Genomic DNA, 20,433 nt, shown 5'->3' on the forward strand with positions numbered 1-20,433 from the left:
GCCCGCCGGCTCAGACCACCTGGTGCAGCCAGCGCACCGGTGCCCCCTCGCCCGCGTAGCGGAACGGCTCCAGCTCGTCGTCCCAGGGCTTGCCCAGCAGCCGGGAGATCTCGGCCTCCAGGTCGGCCCCCTCGCTGCGGGCCCGCAGCAGGACGGCGCGCAGCCGGTCCTCGGGGATCAGGATGTCGCCGTGGATGCCCGTGACGGCGTGGAAGATGCCGAGCGAGGGCGTGCTGCTGTACCGCTCCCCCTCCGCCGTGGCGCAGGGCTCACTGGTGACCTCGTACCGCATCAGCTGCCAACCGCGCAGCGCGGAGGCGACCTTCGAGGCCGTACCGGGCTCCCCTTGCCAGGAAAGCTCGGCACGCCAGTGTCCGGGCGAGGCCGGCTGGCGGATCCAGTCCAGGCTCACCCGTACACCCAGCACCCCCGCGACGGCCCACTCGACGTGCGGGCACAGCGCGCGGGGCGCGGAGTGGATGTAGAGAACTCCACGTGTCGTCACCGGGACCTCCAGGCTGTGGACGAGGGTCGCCTTCCCCAGCTGCCTCGTGCCTGCAGTTGATCCACAGTTACCCACGTTAGCCGACATTAAGCTACTAAATTGAGCAAAACGGACAGGCTTTCGCTCAATGCTAGTCGAATCCTCAACGAGGTCTACCCCTCGGCTGGATCTCTCCCCCGAACGGCCCCATCGCCAGGCGGGACCCACCGTACCGCGCCGCCCCGCACCGTGGATGACGCACTTTCGGATCCGGCCGGAATGCGGTAGTGCGACCGATTCCCCTGCGCCCGTACGCAAACCGCCCCGCGCGCCCGGTGGGGGCGGCGGGGCGGTCAGCGAGCTGACGGAGGGTCAGCCATCCAGGCGGACCACCATCTTGCCGGTGTTGACGCCGCGCAGCAGGTCGAGGAAGGCGTCCGCGGTGCGCTCGAAGCCGTCCACCACGGTCTCCTCGTGGCGCAGTTCGCCGGACGTCAGCCAGCCGGCCACGTCGGCGACGAACTGCGACTGCAGCGCCGCGTGGTCGCTGACCAGCATGCCCTCCAGGCGCAGCCGCTTGCCGATCGCGAGCGCCAGATTGCGCGGGGCGGCGGGGGCGGTGGTGTCGTTGTACTGGGCGATCGCGCCGCAGAGCACGGCGCGGCCGTGCACGGTGAGCGCGCCGATCGCGGCCTCCAGGTGGTCCCCGCCGACGTTGTCGAAGTAGAGGTCGATGCCGTCGGGGGCGGCCTGCGCCAGCTGCTCGTGGACCGGGGCGTCCTTGTAGTTGAAGGCGGCGTCGTAGCCGTAGACGTCCACCAGCTTGGCGACCTTCTCCGCCGAGCCGGCCGAACCGACCACCAGCGAGGCGCCCTTGAGCTTGGCGATCTGGCCGACCATGCTGCCGACCGCGCCGGCCGCGCCGGAGACGAAGACCTTGTCGCCCTTCTTGAGGCCGCCGACGGCGAGCAGCCCGGCGTAGGCGGTCAGGCCGGGCATGCCGAGCACGCCGAGGTAGGCGGAGAGCGGGGCGGCGGCCGGGTCGACCTTGACCGCGTGGCGGGCGTCCAGGGTGGCGTACTCGCGCCAGCCGAGGCCGTGCAGCACGGCGTCGCCCGGGGCGAAGCCCTCGGCCCCGGAGGCGACCACGTAGCCGACCGCGCCGCCCTCCATGGCCTCGCCGAGCCGGAACGGCGGGGCGTAGGACTTCACGTCGTTCATCCGGCCCCGCATGTACGGGTCCACCGAGAGGAAGGCGTTGCGGACCAGGATCTCGCCCGGGCCCGGGGTCCGGACCGGGGCCTCGACCAGGGCGAAGTCGGTCGGCACCGGCCAGCCCTGGGGTCGGGCGGCGAGGTGCCATTCACGGGCGGTCGCGGGTGCGGCCTGCTCTGCCATGGGAGGCGCTCCTTAGGTGGTTCCGATGCATGAAAGGTTGAGCTACTGAAGTAACGATGGGCATGAAAGGTTCATGTTGTCAACTTTTCAGGTAGACTCTCGGACATGGACACCCAGTCGACCCGGACCGCCACGCCGCAGTCCGACGAGATCACCCGCGAGGTCGTCGATCTGATGGCCAACCTGGTCGCGCTGTTCCATCGCGAGTACGAGGAGGCGGCCGCCGCCCGCTCGCTCACCGGCGCCCAGGCCAAGGTGCTCGCCCTGCTGCGCCGCGGCCCCATGCCGATGCGCCAGATCGCCCAGACGCTCAGCTGCGAGCCGTCCAACATCACCGGCATCGTCGACCGGCTCGAAGCCCGCGGCTTCGTCACCCGGGAGGCCGACCGGCAGGACCGCCGGGTCAAGCTGGTCGCCGCCACCGGCACCGGCGCCACCGCCTCCGAGGAACTGCGCGAATCGCTGAACTTCGCCCGCGAGCCGCTGGCCGCCCTCGGCCACGACGAGCGGGCCGTCCTGCGCGACCTGCTCCGCCGGATGCTCACCGGCGCCGCCGGCCCCGGAGCGTGACCAGCATCCGGGGCGTGATCAGCATCACAGCCCCGGAGCGAAATCCGGGCCGCCGGCAGAGGTAACCGAACAGCCCGTCGAAACGTCTAATGTTCGAACATCGAACACGAGAGACGGAAAGACGGGGGGACACGGAGGATGGGCAGCAGCACGCGCAGGCGCCGCTACCTGCGGACAGCCATCGGCCTGGCCGCCGTCCTGGTGCTGTCCGTCGTGGGCGCCGGGGCCTGGTTCTACCACCGGCTGGACAACAACATCACCACCTTCGACCCGGGCGGCGTCGCCACCGAGCGCCCGCCCGCGCCCGCCCCGGTCACCCCCGGCGCCCAACTGCCGGTGAACATCCTGGTGCTCGGCTCGGACACCCGCGACGACGGCAACAGCGCGATCGGCGGCGGCGACGAGGGCGTCGGCCACTCCGACACCGCGATGCTGGTGCACGTCTACGCCGACCACAAGCACGCCGTCGGCGTCTCCATACCCCGGGACACCCTGGTCACCATCCCGTCCTGCAAGCTGCCGAGCGGCACCTGGACCACGCCCCGGAACAACCAGATGTTCAACTCGGCCTTCACCATCGGCGAGTTCCCCAAGGGCAACCCGGCCTGCACGCAGAACACCGTCGAGACGCTCACCGGCCTGCGGATCGACCACACCATCGTGGTCGACTTCAAGGGCGCCGCCGCGATGGCCGACGCCATCAACGGCGTGGACGTCTGCGTCCCCAACAACGTCGACTCGCACGGCATACACCTCCGCAAGGGCATGCAGAAGCTCTCCGGCCAGCCCGCCGTGGACTACCTGCGGGCCCGCTACGGCTTCGGCGACAACTCCGACATCGGGCGGATGAAGCGCCAGCAGGCCTTCGTCTCCTCGATGATCAAGAAGGTGCAGGGCCAGGGCTTCTCCCTGCCCACGCTGCTCCCGCTCGCCGACGCGGCCACCCGCTCGCTCACCGTGGACGAGGGGCTGGGCACCGCGATGAAGCTGGTGGACTTCGCCCGCTCGCTCCAGGACATCAAGCTGTCCGACATCACCTTCGTGACCGCGCCCTGGCGCTTCGCCGGCGAGCGCGTCCAGCTCGTCCAGCCGGACGCCAACACGCTGTGGCGGCTGCTGCGCGAGGACCGCACCCTGGACGGCCAGAGCACCTCCGGCACCGACACCCCGGCGCCCTCCCCCACCGCCCCCGGCCCCGACGGCGCGACCCCGGGAGCCTCGGCCGGCCCGTCCGCACCGCTCACGCCCGAACAGGCCGCGGCCCCCGTGCTGGTGGTCAACGGCGTCGGCACCCCCGGCCTGTCCACCTCCGGCGGGGAGGCGCTGCGGGCCCGGGGCTTCCAGAACGTCACGCTCGGCAAGCCCGCCGGCGGACGGATGCAGACCGAGATCAGCTACGACCCGGCCCTGAAGGCCGCCGCCGACCAGGTGGCCACGCTCTTCCCGGGGGCGCGCGCGGTCGAGGAGCCGGGCTCCGAGGGCATCACCGTCACCCTGGGCCGCGACTACCGGCCCAGCCCCGCCACCAAGCTGGACGCGGTCGCCAGCGGCCCCGGCGCCAAGTCCTCCGCCCCCGCCACCGCCGACCCGAGCGGCGTGCCCAGCGGGGTGCCCACCGGCATAGCGGAGAACACCCGCGGCGCCGACACCGACCCGTGCGCCGACCTGACCTTCGGATGAGCCGTTCCGGCCTGCCCGCTCCGGGTCCACTAGGGTCCGGGTCTACTCCGGGTCGGGCAGGCCGGTGACGACGGCGGTGAGCCGGGTGCCGCGGGGGAAGGCTCCGGCGGCGGCCAGGCCGGTCAGCGCGGCCAGCAGCTTGGCCACGTAGCGGCGTTCCAGCGGGATGCCGTGGCGGGCTTCGAACCGCTCGGCGAAGGCGGCCAGTTCGGCCGGGACCTTGCCGTAGCCGCCGCCGTGGTGCGCGTGGTCGATCCGCCAGTTGTCGAACTCCCGGCCGTAGGCGGCCCGGTGGAGCCGGGTGACCTCGCCCTCCAGGTAGCCCTCGCCGCCGCGCAGCACGGCCACGCCGAGCGCCCGCGCGCCCGGCGGCAGGCCGGCCGCGATGCCCGCCAGGGTGCCGCCGGTACCGACCGGGCAGCAGACCACGTCGTGCCCGCCCAGGTCGGGCAGTTCGGCCGGGATCGCCGCCGCGCCGGTCACGGCCAGCGCGTTGGAGCCGCCCTCCGGGAGCACCAGGCAGTGGCCCCAGCGCCCCTGCGGACCGGCCGTGGTGCCGGCGTCGGCGCGGCCGGTGGCCTCCCGGTACTCGGCGCGGGTCAGGAACTCCAGCCGCATCCCGGCCCGTTCGGCCGCCCGCAGCGACCAGTTGCGCGGCCGGTCGGCCAGTTCCTCGCCGCGGACCAGCCCGACGCTCTCCAGGCCGAGCGCCCCGGCGGCCGCCGCGACCGCCCGCAGGTGGGTGGAGTACGCCCCGCCGAAGGTCAGCAGCCGGGTATGGCCCTGGGCGACGGCGGCCGCCAGGTTGGGCGCGAGCTTGCGCCACTTGTTGCCCGGGACGCTCGGGTGCAGCAGGTCGTCCCGTTTGAGCCGCAGCTCCACCCCGGCCCGCGCGAACACCTCGTCGGTGCAGTCCACCAGCGGGGTCGGCAGCAGGGCGGGTTCGAGCATCCGGCCAGCTTAGACCGGTCGGTCTTACGGCCGGCCGGTCGGGGTGAGCAGCCCCAGGTTGTAGGCGGCGGCGACGGCGGAGGCGCGGTCCTTGACGTCGAGCTTGGCGTAGACGTGGATCAGATGGGTCTTCACGGTGGCCTCGCTGATGAACAGCCGGGCGGCGGCCTCCCGGTTGGTGGCCCCGGACGCGACCAGTTCCAGCACCTCCAACTCACGCGGGCTGAGCGGCTCCCGGACGGGCGCGCGGACCTGGCCGAGCAGCTTGGCGGCGACGGTCGGCGCGATCACCGAGGCGCCGCGGGCGGCCTCCCGGACGGCGTGGAACAGCTCCTCCCGGGCGGCGTCCTTGAGCAGGTAGCCGGTGGCGCCGGCCCGGACGGCGGGCAGCACGTCGGCGTCGGTGTCGTAGGTGGTGAGCACCAGGACCCGCCCGGGCAGGCCGCGTTCGGCCATCTCGCGGATCGCGGTGACACCGTCCATCCGCGGCATCCGCAGGTCCATCAGCACCACGTCCGGGCGCAGCGCGGCGACCAGCACCAGCGCCTCGGCGCCGTCCCCGGCCTCGCCGACCACCTCGAACCCGGGGGCGGCGGTGAACATCCCGCGCAGCCCGTCCCGCACCACCGGGTGGTCGTCCACCAACAGCAGTCTGATCGTCGTCGCGTCGCTCACGGTGCTACTCCTCCATGCTGATCGCCGGCAGGGTCGCGGACACGGTCGTGCCGGCGCCCGGTTCGGTCTCCAGGTCGAGCCGCCCGGCCAGGCGCTGCACGCGGCGGCGCATCACGTCCAGGCCGTAGCCGCCGCCAGCGGCCCGGGAGGCGGGCTCGGCGGCCGGGTCGAAGCCGACGCCGTCGTCCCGGACGTCCAGGGTGACCAGGCCGGGCATGTACGAGAGGGTGACGCCGACCCGGGAGGCCCGCGCGTACTTGACGGCGTTGGCCAGCGACTCCTGGGCGATCCGCAGCAGGGTCACCTCGACCTCGGGGTGCAGCGGGCGGGCCTCGCCGGTGACGGTCAGCCCGGCGGCGGCGTCGTTGCGCTCCCGCCACTGCTCGACCAGCTCCGCCAGCGCCTCCGGCAGCGCGGCGCGCTCCAGTTCGATCGGGCGCAGCGCGTGGACGGCCCGGCGGGCCTGGGTCAGGCTCTCCCGGGCGAGGGCCGCCGCGTTCGCCTGGTGCCGCTCGGCGGCCGCGGCGTCCTGGGCGCGGGTCTGGTCGGCCGCCTGGAGCTGGGTGACGATCCCGGCCAGGCCCTGGGCGACGGTGTCGTGGATCTCCCGGGCGAGCCGGCGGCGCTCGTCCGCGGCCCCGGCCTCCCGGGCCTGGACGAGGAGTTGGGCGTGCAGTCCGGCGTTCTCGGCGAGCGTCTCGGTGAGCAGCCGGTTGGCCTCGGCGAGTTCGGCGTTGGCGGCCTTGCGGCGGGCGCTCAGCCGGTCGGCCGCCTCGCTGAGCGCGAACATCAGCCCGACCACCATCAGGTTGAAGGCGACGACGGCCAGCAGTCCGCCGACCTTCGCCAGGCTGTCGGGCAGGACCCCGCCGACCTGGGAGAGCGAGGTGGGGACGGTGCCCACGGCCGCACCCGCCATCCGGGCCCGGCCCCGCAGGTACTGGGCGGCGTGCAGGTAGCCGGTGAAGGCGAAGAAGCCGAAGATCGGGTTGTCCAGCACCAGGACGGTGATCAGCGCCAGCAGGACGGCGAAGTGGGCGCCGGCGTACCGGGCGCGGCCGTCCGGGCCCGGCCTGCGGTCGAGCACCGAGCGCAGGACCAGCCACAGGAACGCGGCGGCCGCCGCCGGGAGGACGACGGCGGCGGAACGCGCGTTCGGGACGGGGATCAGCAGGGCCAGGGCGGTGGCGATCAGCAGGGCGACGTAGCAGAGCGGGCCGATCAACCGGTCCAGCCGGTCCTGCCAGTCGCCGAGCGCGTTCTCGTCGGCCGACGGCCGCATGATCATTCCCACCGGAACAGCCTGGCAGCCGCGGCCCCCGCGAGCACCGCGTACGCCGCGAGTGTGAGCAGGCCCACGGCGTGCGGGAAGTGCCCGGACCAGGCGTCCTGCAAGGTCTGGACGGCGGCGCCGCTGGGGGTGAAGTCCCCGATCCGGTTGAGCAGGGCCGGCGAGAACTCGCGCGGCAGCCAGATCCCGGAGAAGAACATCATCGGGAAGAAGGCCAGCGCACCGACCGCGTTGCCGGCCTTGGCGGACGGGACGACCGCGGCGAGCAGCAGGCCGATCGACAGCAGCGCGGCGGCAGCCAGCAGGAAAGCCAGCAGGAACCCCAGCGGCCGGCGCGGCAGCGACACCCCGAGCAGGGGCCCGGCCGCCACCACCAGCAGCACCGAGACGACGGCGACGCCCAGGTACAGCGGCAGCAGCGCGCCGAACAGCAGCGCCGGGCGGACGGGGCTGGCGGACATCCGGCGCAGCACGCCGCGTTCGCGGTAGGCGGCGAGCAGCGAGGGCAGGCCGTTGAGGCCGAGCAGCAGCAGGGTGAAGACGGCCAGGATCGGCGCGTACAGCTGGATGGTGCTCATGCCGTGCATGTCGGGCGAGGTCTTGCGCAGGGCCGGGACGGAGCCGAGGACGAGGAACAGCACGACGGGGAAGGCGAGGCCGAAGAAGGCGGTCAGCGGGTCGCGGAGGAACAGGCGGGCCTCGGCGACGGCCAGGCGGCGGACGGCGTGGGCGGTGTGGTTCACGGTGGTGGTCCCCTCGGGCGTGGTGATGGGCGCGGTGATGGCGGATCAGGCGTCGTGGCGGGTCAGGGCGAGGTAGGCGTCGTCCAGGCTGTGCTCGCGGATCCGCAGCCCGGTGACGACGATCCCCTCGCGGGCGAGCAGGCCGGTGACCTCGTCGGCGAAGTCCCCGACACCGGAGACCTCGACCCGGCCGTCCCGCTCCTCGACCCCGGTGACCCCCGGCAGGGCCGCCAGCCGGGCGGTGTCCAGCGGCCCGGTGGGGCGGAAGCCGAGCGTGCCGCCGGTGCCGGAGCGGGCGATCAGCTCCGCGGGGGTGCCGGTGGCGACGATCCGTCCGCCGTCGAGGACGGCGGCCCGGTCGCAGAGCGCCTCGACCTCGTCCATGAAGTGCGAGACCAGGACCACCGTCACGCCCTCGTCGCGGATCCGCCGGATCAGCTCCCAGGTGTCGCGGCGGCCCTGCGGGTCGAGCGCGGTGGTCAGCTCGTCCAGGAAGGCCACCTCGGGGTTGCCGATCAGGGCGAGGGCGATGAACAGCCGCTGGCGCTGGCCGCCGGAGAGCTTGTCGAACGGGGTCCGGCGCTGGTCGGCGAGCCCCCACTCGTCCAGCAGCTCGCGCCAGTCCCGGGGGTTCGGGTAGAGCGCGGCGTACAGTTCCAGCGCCTCGCCGACCCGCAGCGCGCCCTGCAACTGGGCCTGCTGGAGCTGGATGCCGATCCTCGGCCGCAGCCGGTGGGCGTCCTTCACCGGGTCCAGGCCGAGGACCCGGACCGTCCCCGCGTCGGCCCGGCGCAGGCCCTCGCAGCACTCCACGGCGGTCGTCTTGCCCGCGCCGTTCGGCCCCAGCAGGCCGAACACCTCGCCGCGCTCCACGCCGAAGGAGACCTCCTCCAGCACCTGGCGCCGCCCGTAGGCCTTGCGCAGCCCCGCCACCTCGATCACGGCCATCGCGCCGCTCCCTCCCGCTCGTCCCCGCTGGTCCGGCCGGTTCCTCCGGCCTGCAACGAGCCTCCCGCGCGGGGCCCCGGCCGCGGATCGACCGGACGGTCAGAGCTGCGGGCGGGCGCGGTGGACGGTGGATCAACCGATCGGTGGATGGGGCGCGGGCCCGGAACACGGGAGGCCCGGCCGCCGTGTCGGCGACCGGGCCTGTCTTGCGGATCACACCGGGTGGGTCAGACCAATGCGACGTCGGAGTTGCGGGTGCTGATGGCCCGGCGCAGGGCGCGCGGGACGGGGCCCGCGGCGGGGGCCAGCTTGTCGATCCGGGTGCGGAACTCGCGGCTCTGGCGCCACGTCAGGACGGCTCCGAGCCGGGCGGCGTCGACCAGCGCGACCAGCGCGGCGTCCGCCGGGTCGACCCGGCTGAGCGGCGCCTTCAGCGCCGAACCCACCGATGCCACGAGCGACTTGCGCAGCCGCTGCTCCGGCAGGACGACCCGGGTGGACGGGAACAGTCCGAGCGTGCGGCGCTGTTCGAGCCGGATCCGCCCGGACGCCGCCAGCCCGTCCCGGACCACCCGCGCGGCGCGGGCCGCCGGGCCCTGGCGGCGGCCGACCCAGCTCTGCCAGCTGCGCCGCCGGCCCTGCCGGATCTGCTCCAGCATCGCGGCGGAGAGCGGGTCGAGGCCGTCGGCCGACGCGCCGTCGACGGCGGCCGGGTGCCGGCCGTCGTCGCGGATCAGCGCGCGCCGTAGGAGTTCGGCGAGCGCGGCGGCCCGCAGCACCAGGTCGAGCCTGGCGGTGGCGGTGAGTCGCTCGCGCTCGGGGTGGTAGGCGAGCAGGTAGAGCTTCTCCGGCAGGGTGATGGGCAGGTCCACGATGGACTCCAAGCAGATGGACGGTGGATGGGCCCGTTCATCCGGCGTCGGAACCGCCGGTCTCCGGGTTCTCCTTGGGCGGTCGGCCGCGCCGGGGAAGACGGGCCGCGTCGCCGGGCATCCGGCCCGCGTCGCTGAGGGCACGGCGAAGGAGGAACTCGATCTGCGCGTTGGCACTGCGCAGCTCGTCCGCGGCCCACCGGGCCAGTGCGTCGTGGACCGCCGGGTCCAGTCGCAGCAGGATCTTCTTCCGCTCCGTCGCCAACGCCGCGCCTTACTGGTAGAGGGAGCCCGTGTTCACGACGGGCTGGGCGCCCCGGTCGCCGCAGAGCACCACCAGGAGGTTGCTCACCATGGCGGCCTTGCGCTCCTCGTCCAGTTCGACGACGTCACGCTCGGCGAGCCGGTCCAGCGCCTCCTCGACCATACCGACGGCGCCCTCGACGATCAGCCGCCGTGCCGCGACCACGGCCCCGGCCTGCTGACGCTGGAGCATCACCTGGGCGACCTCGGGCGCGTAGGCGAGCCGGGTGATCCGGGACTCGACGACCCGCACCCCGGCCGAGACGACCCGGGCCGCGATCTCGGCGGAGAGCATCCGGCTGATCTCCTCCGCGCCGTCGCGCAGCGACAACTGGCCCTCGCGGTGGGCGTCGTACGGGTAGCTGCTGGCGATGTGCCGGACGGCGGTCTCGGTCTGGATGGCGACGAAGTCGCTGTAGTCGTCCACCTCGAACACGGCCTTGGCGGTGTCCTCGACCTGCCAGACCACCACGGCGGCCATCTCGATCGGGTTGCCGTCCGCGTCGTTGACCTTGTTGGTCTCGGTCTCGTGGTTGCGGATCCGGGTGGATATCCGGCGGCGGCTGGTGAACGGGTTCAGCCAGGTCAGGCCCTCGGCACGGATGGTGCCGCGGTAGCGGCCGAGCAGCTGGACCACCCGCGCCTGGCCGGGCGAGACCACGGTCAGCCCGCACAGCAGCAGCAGTGCGCCCAGGACGGCCAGCGGCCCGGCGGTCAGCAGGGTGATCCCCAACGCCTTGGACCCGCCGGCCAGTTGGATGCCGCCGACGATGGTCGCCCCGATCCCCGCGAGCAGGCCGAGCAGCGTCCCTCCGAGCACCGGCAGCCCCGCGGCACCGGTGATGACCCGCTCGGTGATCTTGGGTGCCGGAAGGTCGAGGACGGGGCCGTCTTCGACGTCGACGGCAGAACGCGGTGTGGCCATGAGACCAGCTCCTCCAGCGAGTTTTTCCGATCCAGCTGTCAAAGTGATATCACTTTTTCCATTCACCACGCCAGGGGCTTGGCCGCATCCGCCAGGGAGACGACCCGGAGACGACCCCACCGCCAACTCCGGCCGACGATATGGCAGTTCGATACACGGCGTATTAAATACATGATGTATCGTTCCCGCGTGGCTCCATCGAAGACTGCTTCCACCGATTCCGGCCGGCCGCCTCGCCGACGTGCTCACACCCGCGCCCGGCTGCTCGACGCCGCCGGGCAGGTGCTGGTCGCGCGGGGGTACGCGAAGACCACCATCGAGGACGTGTGCGCGGCGGCCGGGTACACCCGGGGGGCCTTCTACTCCAATTTCGAGAGCAAGCAGGGCCTCGTCCTCGCGCTGTTCGACCGCCACTCCGCGCACCGGCTCGACCAGTTGGAGGGCCTGCTGAACCAACCGGCTCCGGGGGCGGCCCGACGGATCGGGGAACTGCTCCTGGCGGTCGACCCCGACGAACGGGGCTGGATTCTGCTCTTCCTGGAGTTCCGGCTCGACGCGGCCCGCAGCCCGGAGCTCAGCGCACAGCTCCACGAACACGACAAGGCCGTCACCGGGGCCCTCGCCCGCCTACTGGAGCGCAACGGCACGAGCGTCGACGCGCAGAACCTCGCCATGTTCCTGCTCGCCTCCCGCGAGGGCATCCTCGCCCGGACCGCCGCGGGCGGACCCGGCAGCGATGAAGCGTGGCGCGCCGCAGTCGACGTAGTCGCCGAACTGCTACCCACCCTGCTGCCCTCGCTGGAACAGGCACCCTGAGCAGCTCCGCCCACCCCTGCCGCCCGGTCAACTGAGAGGCGTCATGCCCGCAACCGCCCAGCCGGACCCACAGCGCTGGAAAGCGCTGTTATTCATCGGCATCGCCCAGTTGATGGTCGTGCTCGACACGACCATCGTGAACATCGCCCTGCCCTCGGCCCAGCACGACCTCGGCATCTCCGACGGCAACCGGCAATGGGTGATCACCGCCTACTCGCTGGCGTTCGGCAGCCTGCTGCTCTTCGGCGGCCGCATCGCCGACCTCACCGGCCGCAGACGCGCGTTCATCGTCGGCCTGCTCGGCTTCGCGGGCGCATCCGCGTTGGGCGGCCTCGCGGTCAACCCCGGGATGCTGCTCGCCTCCCGCGCCCTGCAGGGCGTGTTCGGCGCACTGCTCGCCCCGGCCGCGCTCTCGCTGCTCGCGGTCACCTTCACCGAACCCAAGGAGCGGGCAAAGGCATTCGGGATCTACGGCGCGATCTCCGGTGCCGGCGGGGCCGTCGGCCTGATCATGGGCGGTGCGCTGACCGAGTACCTGAACTGGCGCTGGGCGCTGTTCGTCAACATCCCGTTCGCCATCGTGGCCGTGTTCGGCGCCATCACCGTGGTGCGCGAGCCGGCGGGCGCCCGCAACGGCGCCCGGCTGGACCTCCCCGGTGTCGTTCTCGCCACCACCGGCCTGCTGTCGCTGGTGTACGGGTTCACCCGCGCCGAGTCCGACGGCTGGACCGCCCCCGTCACCGTCGCGCTCTTCATCACCTCGGTGGTCCTGCTCGGCGCGTTCGTCCTGGTCGAGAGCAAGGCCCCGGCCCCCCTGCTGCCGCTGCGGGTGGTGACCGAACGCAACCGGGGCGGCATCTACCTCTCCCTGGGGCTGGCCGTCATCGGCATGTTCGGGCTCTTCCTGTTCCTGACCTACTATCTGCAGGTCGTGAAGGGCTACACGCCGGTCCGCACCGGATTCGCCTTCCTGCCCATGATCGTCGGCATGGTGACCGGGTCGACACAGATCGGCACCCGGCTGATGACCCGTCTGCCGCCTCGGCTCCTGATGGGTCCGGGCTTCCTGACCTCGGCCCTCGGCATCGCGCTGCTCACCCAGATCAAGGTCGACAGTTCGTACGTCGGTCTGATTCTGCCCGCGCAGGTGCTCCTCGGCCTCGGAATGGGCACGGCGTTCATGCCCGCCATGAGCCTGGCCACCCGCAGCGTGCAGCCGCAGGACGCCGGCGTGGCCTCCGCCATGGTCAGCACCTCCCAGCAGGTCGGCGGCTCCATCGGTACCGCCCTGCTGAACACCATCGCGGCCGGTGCCACCACCAACTGGCTCGCCGAGAAGGCCCGTTCCGGCGCCGACCCGGCCAAGCTGGCCAACGCGGCGGCCGTACACGGCTACGCCACCGCGATCTGGTGGGCTGTCGGCATCCTCGCCGTGGCCGCGACCGTCGCCTTCCTCCTCATCAACGCCAGGCAGCAGAACGGCGGTGCGGGATCCGACGGCACCGGGGCCGGGAAGGCCGACGCCGTCCCGGCGGCGACCTCCCACTAGGACGTGTCCGGTCGCCGGAATGCGTGCGGAGCCGCCGGACCCCGTCCGGCGGCTCCGCACGCGTACCACCTCGCACACGCCTACCGGTTCGTGAGGACCGCCTTCATCACCGAACCGTCCGCCACGGCCGCGAGCGCGGCCCCGTGGTCGTGCAGCGGGTAGGACGACACCAGGCTGCCCAGGTCGAAGCGGGCCGTGAGGGCGGGCAGCAGGCGTACGTACTCGACGAGGTGCGCGCCGGTGAACGCCCAGGATCCGACGACATCGAGCTGCCGGTACACGATCTGGTGCGGGTTGAGCAGGGTGTCACCTGCGTCCGTGTACTGGCCGATGACCAGGTAGGAGCCGCCCCGGCGGGCGAGGGTGAGGCCCTGCGCGACCGCCGCGGGCACGCCCGCACACTCGATCACGAGGTCGGCCCCGGTTCCTCCGGTTTCCGCGCGGACCCGGTCCAGGACGGCCTCGGCGTCGCCGGGCGCGGTGATGTCGAGGTGCACGTCGCCGATGCCTGCGGCGGCCGCGAGGGCCAGTCGGCTGTCCGGACCGCCCACCAGGATGACCTTGGCAGCCCCGGCAAGCCGGGCGAACGCGGCGGCCGCGAGGCCCACCGGGCCGCTGCCCTGGACCACGACCGTCTCGCCGAGGCGCACCGGCCTGCGCTCGTGGAGGGCGTGCACGACGGTCGGCCCCGCGCAGGCCAGGGACATGGCGGCGAGCGGGTCGATGCCGTCGTCCAGCTTCACGACGGTGGTGCCGGCCTGCAGCACGATGAACTCGGCCCAGGCGCCCGAGAGCTCGGGGCCGTCGGTGGTGGAGCGGTTGACCCCGTAGGTGCGGCGGTTCTCGCACAGGGTCGGCTCACGGTGCAGCCGACACGGGACGCAGGAGCCGCAGGCGATCGAGGAGGCCCACATCACGGTGTCGCCGGTTTGCAGTGCGGTTCCCGTGGCATCGTGTTCGGGGGCGCCTGGACCGAGCTCGTGGACGGTGCCGAGGCCTTCGTGGCCGAGGACCAACGGGGTGGGGATCGGCAGATGGCCCTGCTGGAGGTGGAGGTCGGTGCCGCAGATACCGCCGTGGCGGCAGGCCACGAGCATCCCCCCGGCCGGGGCCGACGGGACCTCGTACTCCCGCAGCGCGAGCGGCCGGCCGAACTCCTCCAGGACGACGGCTTTCCCGCGCATCACGCCGACACCCTTTCGAGGACGTCGAGGAAAGGGGCGTCGAGGATGCGCAGGGGCCCGGTGTCCCGGCACACGACGTAGTCGGGGCGCGGCTCACCGGTCCAACTCGGCAGGTTGGCGGTGTCGTTGTAGGTGGCGATGAGCAGTCGGCGTGGGAAGGGTGACATGTTGGGTGCGGAGCCGTGCACGATCTCGGGCGAGAAGAAGACGATGGAGCCGGCCGGGCCCTTGGGGCTGACCATGCCACGCTCGGCGACCAGGGTGGAGAGCTGGTCAGGAGTCAGCGCGATGTCCTCCGGGTCCAGGTGCTGGGCGGACTTGGCCTCGGCCGTCCGGCTGCCGCGCATCGGGCCGTGGCGGTGCGACCCGGACACGAAGATCATGGGGCCGTTGAACTCGTCGACGGCGTCGAGGAAGACACCGACGTTGACCTGAAGCGGGGCGGGCAACCGGTCGGCGAGGCGCCAGGCGACGTAGTCCTGGTGCCAGGACCACTTCTCGCCGCCGAACGCCGGCTTGGCGTTGATCTTGAGCTGGTACACGTACACGTCGTCCGTGAGCAGTTGCCGCACCGGCGCGAGCATCCGGGGGTCCCGGATCAGCCCGGCGTACTCGGGCTGCCGGTGGTGCGACGCGTACACCGCGCGCACCTCGTCCCGGGACTCCTCCCTGATCACCTGCGGACCGTGGACACGGCAGTCGCGCTGGAACGCGGCCCGAAGCCGTTCCACCTCCCGGTCGTCCAGCACGGACTCGACGAGGAGGAATCCGTCCTCGTGGTACCGGGTGATCTGTTCTTCGCTGAGATGCATGGATGTTCCTCCGTATGACGTGAGTGGCGGGTGCGGGGCGTGCCAGGCCGAGTGCTCAGGTCAGAACGGCCGGTCGCCGGCGATCGCGGTCCGGTCCACAACCCGGCGGTTCGGGTGGTAGTCCGAGGTGGCGTAGTGCTGCACGGCCCGGTTGTCCCAGAAGGCGATGGACTTCGCCTCCCAGCGGAAGCGCACCTGGTATTCGGGGTACTCCAGCTGGCGGAAGAGGTAGGCCAGCAGCTCCTCGCTCTCGTCGGCCGGCAGGCCCGCGATGTGGGTGGTGAAGATCGACGTCAGGAACAGTGTCTTGCGCCCGGTCTTCGGGTGGGTGCGCACCAGCGGGTGTTCCACCGGCGGGTAGACCCCCTGGAAGTGCGCCCGCTGCTCGTCGGTCATCAACTCGCGGTAGTTGGCCGACGGGGTGAAGTCGTTGACCGTCTTCAGCCCGTCGATGCGCGCCTTCACCTCGTCCGGGAGGTTGTCGTACGCGGCGGCCGCATCCGTGAACAGGGTGTCGCCGCCGCCGCCTTCAGGCAGTTCCACCATGCGCAGGACGGCGCCGAGCGGGGGGCGCTCGATCCACGGGAAGTCGTAGTGCCAGACGTTCTCGAAGCCGGGGTTCTGCTTGCCCTTCTCCAGTCGCACGACGTCCTCGCCGGTACCCGCCGGCAGGAACGGGTGCCCCTCGATCGCGCCCCATCGGGACGCGAAGGCTCGCTGCTGCTCAGCGGTGAGGTCCTGATCGCGGAAGAACAGCACCTTCCATTCGAGCAGGGCCCGGTCCAGCTCGCCGAACGCCTCGTCGCTCACCGGGGTGCGCAGGTCGATGCCGTGGATCTCGGCGCCGATCAGCGGTCCCGACTGACGTACCTCGAAGTGCTCGTACGGGCCGCCCTGCCTGCCCTCCACGAGCCTGCGCAGGAGCCGGGGGCCGTGATAGTCCGTCCGGCCCTTGATGCCGCGGCGGGCCAGCGACCGTACGTCTGCCAGCGCAGCGTCGACGCCAGGGTGCTCGGGGTGGGTCGGGGTGGTTGTCATGCGGTGGACCTCCTGGTCCTCGGGGCGCGGGTGCGCCGGGGTTGGTGGGGCCGTCGCCTCGGGGCGGGGCCGTTACGCGTCCGCGGGCCGCAGCCGCGCGGCGAGGACCGGCCCGATCTCCGCCAGGGCCGACGGCCTCATCATGCGGTGGTGGGTGGCTGGCACGTCGTGGGATTCGACCGAGCCGCCGATGTGGCCCGCCCAGGCCGCCGCGGTGCTGCGGCCCGGTTCGTACGGGTCGCCGGGGTCGGACTCCGCAGCTCGGAAGAACAGCAATCCGCCGTCGAATCTGCCGGGCCTGAACCCGGCCATCAGGTCGAGGTCGTTGCGGTAGACGTCGCGGAGCGCGGCCCGGGCCCGGTCGTCCCCGAGGAGGGAATCGTCGTCGCCGACCGACTGGAGCAGGGTGCGGTCGAACTCGTCCTCGCTGAAACTGGGCATGTCGGCCCGGAGCCGGTCGTCCACGGGATAGGAGTCCACCATCACGAGCAGGTCGACCACCTCGCCCTCGCGCTCCAGGAGGGTGGCCATGGCGTGGGCCACCAGCCCGCCGAAGGACCAGCCGAGTATCCGGTAGGGGCCCTCGGGGCGCACCGCACGGATCTGTGCCACGTAGTCGGCGGCCATGTCCTCGACGGTGGTCGGGAAGCCCGGCGTTTCCCCGGACCGGCGCCGTGCCTGGAGTGCGTACACCGGCTGGTCGGGGCCGAGGTGCGGCAGGAGCCCCGCGTACGGCCAGCCCATTCCGGCAGCCGGGTGGACGCAGAACAGCGGAGGCCGGGAGCCCTCCGCGCGCAACGGCAACAGGGACTGCGGCGCGGCGCCGGACGACGGGTCCGCGATCCGCCGTGCGAGCCCGGCCGGGCTCGGGGACTCGAACAGGGCGTGCACTTCCAGCGGCGTGCCGAGCGCGGCCCTGATCCGCGCGACGAGGCGGGCGGCGAGGAGGGAGTGCCCGCCGAGGTCGAAGAAGTTCTCGTCGACACCGACCGCGGGCAACTCCAGTACCTGGGCGAAGAGGCCGCACAGGACCCGCTCCTGCTCGGTGGCCGGTTCGCGGGCCGGTGCGCCGCCGGTGAGCCGGGGCTCGGGCAGCGCCCGGCGGTCCAGCTTTCCGTTCGGCGTGAGCGGAAGCTCCGCCAGCTCGACGACGGCCGAGGGCACCAGGTGGGCCGGCAACCTCGCCCGGACGAACTCGCGCACCGCGGCCGTGTCGCACCCCTGCGTCTGCGGTACGACGTATCCGACGAGCCGCCGGTCCCCGGGCCTGACCTCGTGGGCCACCACCTCGGCGTGGACGATACCGGGGCAGGCGGCGAGGGCCGACCTGATCTCTCCGGGCTCGATCCGGAATCCACGGATCTTGATCTGGTCGTCGGACCGACCGTGGTACTCCAGCTGCCCGTCGGGCAGCCAGCGGGCCACGTCCCCGGTCCGGTACATCCGGCTTCCCGGCGGCCCGTACGGGTCGGCGACGAACCGTACGGCGGTGAGTCCGGGGCGGTTCAGGTAGCCCCGGGCCACCCCGGCCCCGGCGAGGTACAGCTCTCCGCGCACCCCCTCCGGAGTCAGGCGCAGGCCGGCGTCCAGGACGTACGCCCTGATGTTGGGGATCGGCCGACCGATCGGGGCGGCGGGCGGCCACGCGTCGACGTCCGCCGCCAGGGTGTGGGCCGTCACCAGGTGGGTCTCGCTCGGGCCGTAGTGATTGTGCAGCCGACGCCCGGCGCGGCTCCGCACGAACTCGCGTACCTGGCGGCTCGGGGTGAGCGCCTCACCGCCCTGCGCCAGGACCCGCAGCGACGGGATGGTCCACCCCTGGTCGAGGGCCGCCTCGCACAGCGCCTCCAAGACGAGGTTGGGGGCGAAGAGCTCGTTCACGCGCTCCGCGTCAAGCCAGGCGGCGAGCAGCTTGGGGTCGCGCCGGACCTCGTCGGCCGGCACCACCAGGGTCTTGCCGAACAGCACCGCGGACAGGATCTCCTGCACGGACACGTCGAAACTGAGCGCGGTGAACTGGGCGATCCTGGCCCCGGCGGCCGAGGGGAAGGCCTCGTCGTGCCACGACAGGAGGTTGACCATCGCCCGCCCGGGCATCACCACACCTTTGGGCTGGCCGGTGGTGCCAGAGGTGTAGATGACGTACACGGGATGCGCCGGGTCGAGCCGGCCCAGCCGCTGCTCGTCGTCGATCTCCGTGCCGGCCAACTGATCCAGCTCGCCCAGGGTGCCGGAGTCGTCGAGGATCAGCCGGGGGGCGTCCGTGTGCGGCAGCCGCCGGGCCGTGTCCACAGTGGTCAGCACGACGGCGGGCACGGTGTCGCTCAGCATGAACGACAGCCTCTCGGCAGGATATTCGGGATCAACGGGGAGATAGCAGCCGCCCGCTTTGAGGACGGCGAGGACGGCAACGGCGAGAAGGGCCGAACGGGGCAACGCGACGGCGACGATCCGCTCGGGCCCGACACCCCGCGAGATGAGGAGCCGGGCGAGCCGGTTCGAGGCGGTATCCAGCTCCCGGTAGGTCAGCGTGGTCTCCGCCGAGACCACGGCCGGCAGGTACGGGGTGTCCTCGGCCTGCCGGGCGAACAGCTCCGTGAGGCCGGCTTCCGGGTACTCGTGCTCGGGGCCGCCGAGCTCGGTGAGCAACCGGATCCGCTCACCCTCGGTGAGCAGATCGACGGAGCCGACCCGCATGTCCCGGTCCGTGCTGAAGGCACGTAGGAAACGCAGGAAGCGCGCGTGCTGTGCGGCCAGCTCGTCGGCTTCGTAGCGGGCCGAGTTGGCGACCAGATCGATGCGCAGCCCCAGGCCGTCCGAGCGGTCGAAGGCCGTGAACGACAGGTCCTCGACGATCCCCTGGGTCAGGTGGTGGGCAATGGCGGGCCGACCGGCGAAGTGCAGGTCGTAGTCGAAGGCCATGATGTTGACCATGGGACCGGTCCGGTAGCGCCCCGTGTCCGGCAGGCCGAGGTCGCGCCCCAGGCGCTCACCCCGGTGACGCTGATGTCGGATCATCTCCCGGAATCCACCGGCGACTTCACGGATGAGCTCGTGCAGCGTGAGGTCCGGGCGGACCGTGACGCGCAGGGGCAGGGCGTTGGAGTACATCCCCGGAGTGGTGCGCGCCGCGGCATCGGTGCGGGCGGCCATCGGCAGGCTCAGGATGACGTCCTGTGCGCCGGCGAGCCGGTGGACCTGGGCGGCCGCGGCGGCGATCACCAGCACGGACCAGTGGGTGCGGGCCGAGCGGGCGGCGGCCTTGAGCTGCTCGGTCTCGGCTACGGAGAGGCTGCCGGTGTGACTGGTCTGCCCCTGCGCGGCGGGCCCGCCCGGCGGTTGGGAGGCGAGGGTGGCGACTTCCGGTCCGTCCGCGAACCGGGTCGTCCAGTACGCCCGGTCCACCGCGCCCCGGTCGGAGGCCTGGTAGTCCGCGTCGTCCGCCAGCATCTCCCGGATGGCCCCGAACCGGCTGGCCGGCAGGGGGAGTCCCGCGGTCATGGCGGCGTAGAGCTCGGACACCCGTTGGGCGATCAGGGCTCCCGTGTGCCCGTCCGCGACCGCGTGGTGGGCGCTGAGGTACCAGAAGCTGCGATCCGGCCCCAGGCTGAGCAGCGCGTAGGAGAAGAGCGGCCCTCGGGAAAGGTCCATCCGGCGGGACAGGTCGGCCCGCATCCAGGCCAGCGCGGCGGCCTCGGGGTCCGGTTCGCCACAGACGTCGAGGACCGGAAACTCCCAGTCGGAGAAGGGGGTCACGCTCTGCCGGGGCTCACCGTCCTCCTCGACGAACAGGGCGTGCATCGGGACGGCCTCCGCGACGGCCTGCCGCATCGCCGTTTCGAAGACCCGCCGGTCGATGGCCCCGTGGAGTTCCAGGTACTCACCGACGCGTTGTTGTGGAGCGGTCGGATCGACCTGTTCGGCCAGCCACATCTCACGCTGGGCCGTTGACACGGGAAGGCGCATATCGCCGGATCCGGACCCTGACACTTCTCTCACACTCCTCATGGTGCGCACCGGCCGGCGGATTCCCGCCGAACACAAGGACGGAATGTGGAGGACACACGGAAAAGCCGGGAAGCAACGGGAAGCAAATCGCATCATCGCGATCCCGACCGGACAAACCTGCTCCGCCTGACTCCACTGCGAGAAGAATGCTAGACGCGGGCGCTAAACCTCCACATGCACGCCACT

At 72.4% G+C, this 20,433-nt stretch carries 18 protein-coding genes; 4 read left to right on the top strand and 14 right to left on the bottom strand.

Annotation, left to right across the window (positions count from 1 at the left end):
* Nucleotides 1-10: 10 nt before the first annotated feature.
* Entirely contained in the window at nt 11-505 is a 495-nt protein-coding gene (locus A6F73_RS09920) for a DUF3145 domain-containing protein (RefSeq protein WP_063347462.1), read from the bottom strand.
* A 351-nt stretch (nt 506-856) separates the two neighbouring features.
* The gene (locus A6F73_RS09925; RefSeq protein WP_063347463.1) at nt 857-1,882 is read right to left on the bottom strand and encodes an NADP-dependent oxidoreductase; all 1,026 of its coding nucleotides are present in this window, start codon (nt 1,880-1,882) and stop codon (nt 857-859) included.
* Nucleotides 1,883-1,987: 105 nt separating this feature from the next.
* Here A6F73_RS09925 and A6F73_RS09930 point away from each other — a divergent pair, with 105 nt between their 5' ends.
* Nucleotides 1,988-2,452 (top strand): MarR family transcriptional regulator, encoded by a 465-nt coding sequence (locus A6F73_RS09930; protein ID WP_063347464.1) that lies wholly within the window; start codon nt 1,988-1,990, stop codon nt 2,450-2,452.
* A gap of 138 nt (nt 2,453-2,590) precedes the next feature.
* The gene (locus A6F73_RS09935; RefSeq protein ID WP_079135566.1) at nt 2,591-4,132 is read left to right on the top strand and encodes an LCP family protein; all 1,542 of its coding nucleotides are present in this window, start codon (nt 2,591-2,593) and stop codon (nt 4,130-4,132) included.
* A gap of 42 nt (nt 4,133-4,174) precedes the next feature.
* On the opposite strand, the gene A6F73_RS09940 is transcribed toward A6F73_RS09935, so the two are convergent.
* From A6F73_RS09940 to A6F73_RS09975, 8 genes are all read right to left on the bottom strand, one after another.
* Complete coding sequence (locus tag A6F73_RS09940) at nt 4,175-5,083, bottom strand: pyridoxal-phosphate dependent enzyme (protein ID WP_063347466.1); 909 nt, start codon at nt 5,081-5,083, stop codon at nt 4,175-4,177.
* A 24-nt stretch (nt 5,084-5,107) separates the two neighbouring features.
* Complete coding sequence (locus A6F73_RS09945; RefSeq protein ID WP_208869068.1) at nt 5,108-5,758, bottom strand: response regulator transcription factor; 651 nt, start codon at nt 5,756-5,758, stop codon at nt 5,108-5,110.
* A 4-nt stretch (nt 5,759-5,762) separates the two neighbouring features.
* Nucleotides 5,763-7,046, bottom strand: coding sequence for a sensor histidine kinase (locus tag A6F73_RS43010; RefSeq protein WP_107452858.1), 1,284 nt, complete (start codon nt 7,044-7,046; stop codon nt 5,763-5,765).
* Nucleotides 7,043-7,792 carry an ABC transporter permease gene (locus A6F73_RS09955; protein WP_063347468.1) on the bottom strand — a complete coding sequence of 250 codons (750 nt, stop codon included), beginning with the start codon at nt 7,790-7,792 and terminating at the stop codon, nt 7,043-7,045. The genes A6F73_RS43010 and A6F73_RS09955 overlap by 4 nt, the downstream gene beginning before the upstream one ends.
* Nucleotides 7,793-7,837: 45 nt before the next feature.
* Nucleotides 7,838-8,740, bottom strand: coding sequence for an ABC transporter ATP-binding protein (locus A6F73_RS09960; RefSeq protein WP_063347469.1), 903 nt, complete (start codon nt 8,738-8,740; stop codon nt 7,838-7,840).
* Between the two features lie 227 nt (nt 8,741-8,967).
* Nucleotides 8,968-9,612 (bottom strand): GPP34 family phosphoprotein, encoded by a 645-nt coding sequence (locus A6F73_RS09965; RefSeq protein ID WP_159398418.1) that lies wholly within the window; start codon nt 9,610-9,612, stop codon nt 8,968-8,970.
* 37 nt (nt 9,613-9,649) lie between these two features.
* Nucleotides 9,650-9,877 carry a hypothetical protein gene (locus A6F73_RS09970; RefSeq protein ID WP_063347470.1) on the bottom strand — a complete coding sequence of 76 codons (228 nt, stop codon included), beginning with the start codon at nt 9,875-9,877 and terminating at the stop codon, nt 9,650-9,652.
* A 9-nt stretch (nt 9,878-9,886) separates the two neighbouring features.
* Nucleotides 9,887-10,840: an SPFH domain-containing protein gene (locus A6F73_RS09975; protein WP_063347471.1), complete on the bottom strand. Its 954-nt coding sequence runs from the start codon at nt 10,838-10,840 to the stop codon at nt 9,887-9,889.
* A gap of 189 nt (nt 10,841-11,029) precedes the next feature.
* On the opposite strand from A6F73_RS09975, the gene A6F73_RS09980 reads away from it, so the two are divergent.
* Both A6F73_RS09980 and A6F73_RS09985 read left to right on the top strand, forming a co-directional pair.
* On the top strand, nt 11,030-11,656 hold the full coding sequence (locus tag A6F73_RS09980; RefSeq protein WP_159398419.1) for a TetR/AcrR family transcriptional regulator: 627 nt from the start codon (nt 11,030-11,032) through the stop codon (nt 11,654-11,656).
* A gap of 43 nt (nt 11,657-11,699) precedes the next feature.
* On the top strand, nt 11,700-13,205 hold the full coding sequence (locus tag A6F73_RS09985) for an MFS transporter (protein ID WP_063347473.1): 1,506 nt from the start codon (nt 11,700-11,702) through the stop codon (nt 13,203-13,205).
* Nucleotides 13,206-13,285: 80 nt separating this feature from the next.
* Here the strand turns inward: A6F73_RS09985 and A6F73_RS09990 are convergent, their stop codons facing one another.
* The 4 genes from A6F73_RS09990 to A6F73_RS10005 form a co-directional block, all read right to left on the bottom strand.
* Entirely contained in the window at nt 13,286-14,389 is a 1,104-nt protein-coding gene (locus tag A6F73_RS09990) for a zinc-binding dehydrogenase (RefSeq protein ID WP_063347474.1), read from the bottom strand.
* On the bottom strand, nt 14,389-15,201 hold the full coding sequence (locus A6F73_RS09995; protein ID WP_063347475.1) for a phytanoyl-CoA dioxygenase family protein: 813 nt from the start codon (nt 15,199-15,201) through the stop codon (nt 14,389-14,391). Before A6F73_RS09995 ends, A6F73_RS09990 begins: the two co-directional genes overlap by 1 nt.
* 60 nt (nt 15,202-15,261) lie before the next feature.
* Nucleotides 15,262-16,239: a TauD/TfdA family dioxygenase gene (locus A6F73_RS10000; protein ID WP_079135569.1), complete on the bottom strand. Its 978-nt coding sequence runs from the start codon at nt 16,237-16,239 to the stop codon at nt 15,262-15,264.
* A gap of 72 nt (nt 16,240-16,311) precedes the next feature.
* The gene (locus A6F73_RS10005; RefSeq protein WP_159398420.1) at nt 16,312-20,193 is read right to left on the bottom strand and encodes a non-ribosomal peptide synthetase; all 3,882 of its coding nucleotides are present in this window, start codon (nt 20,191-20,193) and stop codon (nt 16,312-16,314) included.
* Nucleotides 20,194-20,433: the final 240 nt, after the last annotated feature.

Source organism: Streptomyces sp. MJM8645, from assembly GCF_001625365.1.
In the GTDB taxonomy this organism is placed as follows: Bacteria; Actinomycetota; Actinomycetes; order Streptomycetales; family Streptomycetaceae; genus Kitasatospora.

What these genes read in the sequence shown, in the direction of transcription:
- A6F73_RS09925 (WP_063347463.1), bottom strand. Translation starts at nt 1,882, where the DNA reads ATGGCAGAGCAGGCCGCACCCGCGACCGCCCGTGAATGGCACCTCGCC.
- A6F73_RS09930 (WP_063347464.1), top strand. Translation starts at nt 1,988, where the DNA reads ATGGACACCCAGTCGACCCGGACCGCCACGCCGCAGTCCGACGAGATC.
- A6F73_RS09935 (WP_079135566.1), top strand. Translation starts at nt 2,591, where the DNA reads ATGGGCAGCAGCACGCGCAGGCGCCGCTACCTGCGGACAGCCATCGGC.
- A6F73_RS09940 (WP_063347466.1), bottom strand. Translation starts at nt 5,083, where the DNA reads ATGCTCGAACCCGCCCTGCTGCCGACCCCGCTGGTGGACTGCACCGAC.
- A6F73_RS43010 (WP_107452858.1), bottom strand. Translation starts at nt 7,046, where the DNA reads ATGATCATGCGGCCGTCGGCCGACGAGAACGCGCTCGGCGACTGGCAG.
- A6F73_RS09960 (WP_063347469.1), bottom strand. Translation starts at nt 8,740, where the DNA reads ATGGCCGTGATCGAGGTGGCGGGGCTGCGCAAGGCCTACGGGCGGCGC.
- A6F73_RS09975 (WP_063347471.1), bottom strand. Translation starts at nt 10,840, where the DNA reads ATGGCCACACCGCGTTCTGCCGTCGACGTCGAAGACGGCCCCGTCCTC.
- A6F73_RS09985 (WP_063347473.1), top strand. Translation starts at nt 11,700, where the DNA reads ATGCCCGCAACCGCCCAGCCGGACCCACAGCGCTGGAAAGCGCTGTTA.
- A6F73_RS09990 (WP_063347474.1), bottom strand. Translation starts at nt 14,389, where the DNA reads ATGCGCGGGAAAGCCGTCGTCCTGGAGGAGTTCGGCCGGCCGCTCGCG.
- A6F73_RS09995 (WP_063347475.1), bottom strand. Translation starts at nt 15,201, where the DNA reads ATGCATCTCAGCGAAGAACAGATCACCCGGTACCACGAGGACGGATTC.
- A6F73_RS10000 (WP_079135569.1), bottom strand. Translation starts at nt 16,239, where the DNA reads ATGACAACCACCCCGACCCACCCCGAGCACCCTGGCGTCGACGCTGCG.